Origin of the sequence: Caulobacter sp. HMWF025, assembly GCF_003060965.1 — a bacterium.
GTDB lineage: Bacteria > Pseudomonadota > Alphaproteobacteria > Caulobacterales > Caulobacteraceae > Caulobacter.
The window spans coordinates 66,845-73,087 of sequence record NZ_QAII01000161.1 but is presented as its reverse complement, the minus strand read 5'-3'; the positions used below and the strand labels follow the sequence as shown (position 1 = coordinate 73,087).

Below are 6,243 nucleotides of genomic sequence, written 5' to 3'. Positions count from 1 at the left end.
CTGTCGTGTCTGGCGGCGGTCGGCCGTGGATCACAGAAACGACGTCACGGCAGGGGTCGGGCGAGCAGCAGGTGAACCTGGAAGGGTTCACAGTCCGGGACGGGGTCGCAACCCGGTCCGCCCGCCGGAGGCTTCAGGGCGGCGAGGTCCGAACAGGGCTCAAGCGCCGCACGCGTCCGACAGAACGATCACGCGGTGCGTCTGAACTTCGTCGAAACGGTACTCAAAACTCTTTTTCCGGACGCGGTCCGGACGCTCCGCAGCCCTTCCCATCCCTTCAGCGGCCACGACCGCGTGAGGCGGCGACGTCGTGGCTTCCGCCGGACGGTGGCACCAGGGCCGAGCCCCATCCTGAACCGCTGTCACCCCCATCCCCGGCCCTTCCCCCATCGAGAGGGAAGGGTGAAATGAGGTCTACCGATGCCTCCTAGCCCACCCACTGGGCCCAAAGCTTGGCCTCGGTCGCCCGGGCCGTCTCCACGGCGGCTTCCTTGACATGGCCGTAGCCGCGGATGGCCTGGGGCACTTCGGCGATCTTCACCGCCAGCGGCAGGGCCTCCGGGGTCAGGCCGGCGACCAGACGGTGGAGACCGGCCTCGTAGGAGGCGATCAGGCCGCGCTCCATGCGGCGCTCCTCGGTCTTGCCGAAGATGTCGAAGGCTCCGCCGCGCAGGCCCTTCATCTTCGCCATCAGCGGGAAGGCCACGTCGAGCATCCAGCCGCCGAAGGCGATCTTCTTCGGCTTGCCGTCCGGGCCCTTGCGGGCGATCAGCGGCGGGGCCAGCCAGACCCTGGCCTTGCCGCCCTTGAAGGTGCCGGCCAGCTCGGCTGCAAAGCGCCCGTCGGTATAGAGGCGGGCCACCTCGTACTCGTCCTTGTAGGCCATCAGCTTGTAGAGATTGACGGCTGCGGCGCGGGTCAGGGGCAGATCACCGCCCTCCCCGCTGATCGCGATCTCGGCCGCCCGCACCCGCGCCACCTTGTCGGCATAGCGGGCCGCATAGGCGGCGTTCTGATAGGCGGTCAGCTCGGCGGTGCGGCGGGCGATCAGCTCGTCCAGCGGCAGGGTCTCGGGCGTGGCGACAGCCGGAGCGCGCGGTGTGGCGGCCGAGGGATCATGGGCCATGCGGCGGCCCAGCTCGAAGGCCTGCAGGTTGGCTTCGGCATCAACGCCGTTCAGCTTGATGGCGCGATAGAAGGCGCGGCTGGAGACCGGGATCACTCCGCGCTGCCAGGCAAAGCCGACCATGATCATGTTGGCATAGATGGCGTCGCCGAACTGGCTTTCGGCCAGGTGCTGGGCCGGGCAGGCATCGAAGCTCTTGGTCGCGCCCTTGACCCGGCGGGCCATGGCCCCGCTGTCGAACTTGATGTCGCGGCTGGTGACGAAGTCGGCGGTCGGCGCAAAGTCGCTGTTGCCGAAGGCGACCGTGCGGTCCTTGGCATAGAGCGACAGGCCCTCGGGGCTGGCGGCGACCAGCAGGTCGCAGGCGATCAGCACGTCGGTGCTGGCGGCCGGCACCCGGCCCCCGACCACGGTCTCTTCAGTCTCGCCGATCTTGACGTGGCTGAACACCGAGCCGCCCTTCTGGGCCAGACCGGTCATGTCGACCACGCTGCCCGAACGCCCGTCGATATGGGCGGCCATGGCCAGGATCGAGGCGACGGTGGTCACGCCGGTGCCGCCGACCCCGGTGAACAGGATCTTGCGCACCCCGGTCAGGGGCTCGAACGCCGGCAGGGGCGTAGACTCGGCCGTCAGGGCGGCAGGCGTCTTCTTCGACTGCGCGTTCTCAGTGCCTTCGAGGGTAATGAACGACGGGCAGAAGCCCTCGACGCAGGAATAGTCCTGATTGCAGCTGGACTGGTTGATCTTGCGCTTGCGGCCGAACTCGGTGTCCAGCGGCTCGACCGAGACGCAGTTGGACTTCACCGAACAGTCGCCGCAGCCTTCGCAGACGAGCGGATTGATGAAGACGCGCTGGGTGGCCTTGGGCATGGTGCCGCGCTTGCGGCGACGGCGCTTCTCGGTGGCGCAGGTCTGATCATAGAGCAGCACCGTGGTGCCGGCCGTGTCGCGCAGCATCTTCTGCACGGTCATCAGCTCGGAGCGCGGGAACACCTCGACCCCGGGGGCCAGATCGGTGACCCGGGCATAGCGCTCCAGGTCGTCGACGACGATGACCGTCCTGGTGACGCCTTCGGAGGCCAGCTGACGGGTGATCTGGGCGGGGGTAAAGCCGCTCTCGGCGCGCTGGCCGCCGGTCATGGCGACCGCATCATTGAACAGCAGCTTGTAGGTGATGTTGGCCCCGGCCGCGATCGCGCCGCGAATGGCCAGCGATCCGGAGTGGTTATAGGTGCCGTCACCGAGGTTCTGGAAGACGTGCTTCTCGGTGGTGAACGGCGCAGCCCCCACCCAGGTCAGGCCCTCGCCGCCCATATGGGTGTTGAGGTCGGTCGAGGGATCGTTGAAGCCGGCCATGTAGTGGCAGCCGATCCCGGCCAGGGCGCGCGAACCTTCCGGCAGCTTGGTCGAGGTGTTGTGCGGACAGCCCGAGCAGAAGAACGGCTTGCGGGCCTGGTCGGCGGCGAGGCTGACAGCGGCGACCCCGGCGGCCGAGACGCGGTTCAGATAGGCCCGGGCCCGCTCCATGTGCGGCCCGTCGGGCAGGCGGTCATAGATGGCCAGGGCGATTTCGGCGACCGACAGCGAACCCAGTTCCGACAGCAGCGGGTGGTGATGCTCGTCGGTCTTGCCGATGATGCGGGGACGGGCTTGCGCGGGCAGGTCATAGAGAGCGGCCCGGGCCTGGGGCTCGATCAGGCCGCGCTTGTGCTCGATGACCATCAGGGTCTCGAGACCGGCCGCGAAAGCGCGGATGCCCAGCGGCTCCAGCGGCCAGGGCATGCCGACCTTGTAGATCGAGACGCCCAGATCGGCGGCTTCCTGCAGGGTCATGCCCATGGCCGTGAAGGCCTCCAGCACGTCCTTGTAGGCCTGGCCCTGGCAGACAATGCCCAGCCGCGCCTTGCCGACCCGGACATGCGAGGCGCCCAGCACCACCCGGTCGATGTGGTTGGCGCGGGCGAAGGCCAGGGCGGCCGGGATCTTGTGCAGACGGAGCCGGCGCTCCTTCTCCATCGGCTGGTCCTTCAGCCGGATGCCGAGGCCGCCGGGCGGCAGGGGGAAGTTTTCCGGGGTGACGACGCTGTGGCGGTCCAGCGACACGTCGATGGTCACGCCGCTGTCCATGGTGTCGGCCAGGGCGATCATGCCGGTCCACAGGCCCGAGAACCGCGACATGGCGATGCCCATCAGGCCGTAGTCCAGCACCTCCTGGACGTCGGCCGGCGACAGCACCGGCATTTCGAAGTCCTGGAAGGCGAATTCCGACTGCGACGGCAGGGTCGAGCTCTTGCAGGCATGGTCGTCGCCGGCCACGGCCAGCACGCCGCCGGTCGGGAAGCTGCCGGCAAAATTGGCGTGCTTGAAGACATCGCCCGTTCGGTCAACGCCGGGGGCCTTGCCGTACCACATGCCGAAGACGCCATCATGCGTGGCCCCCGGGAACAGGTTGGCCTGCTGGCTGCCCCAGACGGCGGTGGCGGCCAGATCCTCGTTCAGGCCTTCCTTGAAGACCACGTCATGGGCGGTGAGCAGCTTGTTCAGGCGGGCAGCCTGCTGGTCCAGTCCGCCCAGCGGCGAGCCGCGATAGCCGGACAAAAAGCCTGCGGTGTTGAGCCCGGCGCGGGTGTCGAGTCGCTTGCGATCCAGCAAAACCCGGATCAGGGCCTGCACGCCGGTGATGTAGGCGCGACCGTCTTCGAGAAGATATTTGTCGTCGAGAGTGACTTCTGAGTGCCGCATAGCAAAAAAATTCCTCCCGGGTCTTCTCGCCCGCGTAGCAATATCTTATAGAAACGGGGAAATTGTTTGCCCAAGGCGTGCCCGAGTCATGGCCGCTTTCGGCATGAACGCCGCGCCAAATGACCTCTGGGGGAGGAATTCTTGTCCGAACAACTCGACGCCGTGGATGCCAAGATCCTCGATCTCATCCAGCACGACGCCGGACTGTCCGTCGCCGAGATCGCCGAACGGGTCGGACTCTCGTCCAGCCCGTGCTGGCGCCGGATCAAGAGACTGGAAGATGCGGGCGTCATCCAGCGCCGCGTCACCATCCTCGATCGCGAGAAGCTGGGCCTGGGCTTCGAGGTCTATTGCACCGTCAAGCTGTCGCTGCCGACCAAGGAAAATCTCGACACCTTCGAGCAGGCCGTCGGCAAGTGGGCGGAAGTCGTCCAATGCGCCACCGTGACCGGCGCTGCCGACTACGAGATGCGGATCGTCACCCGCGACATGCGGGCCTTCGACGAATTCCTGCGCGACAAGCTGCTGTCGCTGGGCCTGGTGTCCAACATCGAGAGCCGCATCGTCATCCGCGGCGTCAAGAACTCGACCGCTGTCCCGCTGGGCCTGGTCAGCCCGTATGTCAGCCCGCTGGGCTAGGACGGCTCCCCCCACCTGACCGCTTCGCGGTCGTCCGCCCCCAGAGGCGGGCGGATAAAATCCTCTTCCCCCTCCGTTGGAGGAGGGTCGCGAAGCGGCCCGGAGGGGGCAAGTCTCCACGGCAGCCGTTTTCAACAAGACGCCTGCGCCAAGTCATGAGACTTTCCGGCCAACCCAGCCGGAGCCGTTCATGATCGACCTCGTCATCGAAGCCCGCCGCCACGACATCGGCAATTTCGAGGTCGGGCGCATCCTGCCGTTCCATGCCCATCGCATGGTCGGCCCCTTCACCTTCCTCGACCATATGGGCCCCGCCGAGTTCGCGCCGGGATTTCCGAAGAGCGCCGACGTGCGCCCTCACCCGCATATCGGCCTGTCGACCCTGACCTATCTGTTCGAGGGCGAGATCACCCACCGCGACAGCGTCGGCTCTCTGGCCCAGATCCGGCCCGGCGAGGTCAACTGGATGACGGCGGGCTCGGGCATCACCCATTCCGAGCGCTTCGAGACCCTGCGTCGCCAGGGCGGCCGAATGGACGGCATGCAGGCCTGGATCGCCCTGCCTCACGGGTACGAGGAAACCGATCCGGCCTTCAGCCATCACGAAGGGCCGTCCGACCTGCCCTCCTATGAGAGCGGCGGGCTGAAGGCGCGGCTGATCGCCGGCGAGGCCTTCGGGGCCAAGGCCAATGTGCCGGTCTTCTCGCCCCTCTTCTATGTGCACTGGGACCTGGCAGCCGGAACGACCGCCGCCCTGCCCGCCGAATATCCCGAACGGGCGGCCTATGTCGCCAGCGGTCGGGTCGAGGTCGACGGGCGCGAGCTGACGTCGCTGCAGATGGCCGTGTTCGCCCCGGGTCAAACGGTCGTCTTCAAGGCCCTGGAGCCTTCGACCGTGATGCTGCTGGGCGGCGAGCCGGTGGGCCCGCGCTTCATCGAATGGAACTTCGTGTCGTCATCCAGGGACCGGATCGAGCAGGCGAAGGCCGACTGGAAGGCCGGGCGCATGAAACTGCCCGACCTTGACCATGACGAGTTCATCCCGCTGCCCTAGGGCGCGACCGGGGGCGACTCAGGCGGCGATGCGGAACGATTGCAGCTCGGCCAGCAGAGCCCCCATGGCCAGACCGGCGGGACGGCCGTCCCGGGTATAGTCGCCACGTTCGAGGATGGCCTGCAGGTCGGCCCGGGCCCGGCTGACCCGGCTCTTCACCGTCCCGACGGCCACGCCCATGACCTCGGCGGTCTCCTCATAGGAAAAGCCACCGGCCCCGACCATGATCAGGGCCTCGCGCTGGGTATCAGGGAGCATGGCCAGGGCCTGACGCACGTCGTCCAGCTCAAGGGCGTCATCGGCACTGGTGTGGGCCACCAGGGTGCGCTCGGCCACTTCCTGGTCCAGCGGCAGGGAGCGCCAGGACCGGCGCTTGTCCGAGTAGAACTGGTTGCGGAGGATCATGAAGGTCCAGGCCTTCAGATTGGTGCCGAGCTGATAGCTGGTGCGGCTCTTCCAGGCCTTGGCCAAGGCATCCTGGGCCAGGTCATCGGCTTCGGCCGGGTTGCCGCAGAGGCTGCGGGCAAAGGCCCGCATGTGCGGAATGAGCGCGATCAGGTCACGCTCGAAATCGGGTTTGGCGGCGATGTTCACGGCGGCTGAGGTCATGACGGTCTCCAGGCCGGCCAGCCGGAGGAAGCCTCCCCCAGCTTGGCCATGTAGACCTAACGCCACCTCG

At 67.3% G+C, this 6,243-nt stretch carries 4 protein-coding genes; 2 read left to right on the top strand and 2 right to left on the bottom strand.

The features are described from left to right. Nucleotides 1–427 precede the first annotated feature (427 nt). Entirely contained in the window at nucleotides 428–3,871 is a 3,444-nt protein-coding gene (locus DBR10_RS17545) for an indolepyruvate ferredoxin oxidoreductase family protein (protein WP_108505181.1), read from the bottom strand. Between the two features lie 141 nt (nucleotides 3,872–4,012). Here DBR10_RS17545 and DBR10_RS17540 point away from each other — a divergent pair, with 141 nt between their 5' ends. Together DBR10_RS17540 and DBR10_RS17535 are read left to right on the top strand one after the other, a co-directional pair. Next, entirely contained in the window at nucleotides 4,013–4,510 is a 498-nt protein-coding gene (locus DBR10_RS17540; protein WP_035045585.1) for an Lrp/AsnC family transcriptional regulator, read from the top strand. 190 nt (nucleotides 4,511–4,700) lie between these two features. Then, complete coding sequence (locus DBR10_RS17535) at nucleotides 4,701–5,564, top strand: pirin family protein (RefSeq protein ID WP_108505180.1); 864 nt, start codon at nucleotides 4,701–4,703, stop codon at nucleotides 5,562–5,564. 18 nt (nucleotides 5,565–5,582) lie between these two features. On the opposite strand, the gene DBR10_RS17530 is transcribed toward DBR10_RS17535, so the two are convergent. Continuing rightward, nucleotides 5,583–6,173: a sigma-70 family RNA polymerase sigma factor gene (locus DBR10_RS17530; protein WP_108489753.1), complete on the bottom strand. Its 591-nt coding sequence runs from the start codon at nucleotides 6,171–6,173 to the stop codon at nucleotides 5,583–5,585. Nucleotides 6,174–6,243: the final 70 nt, after the last annotated feature.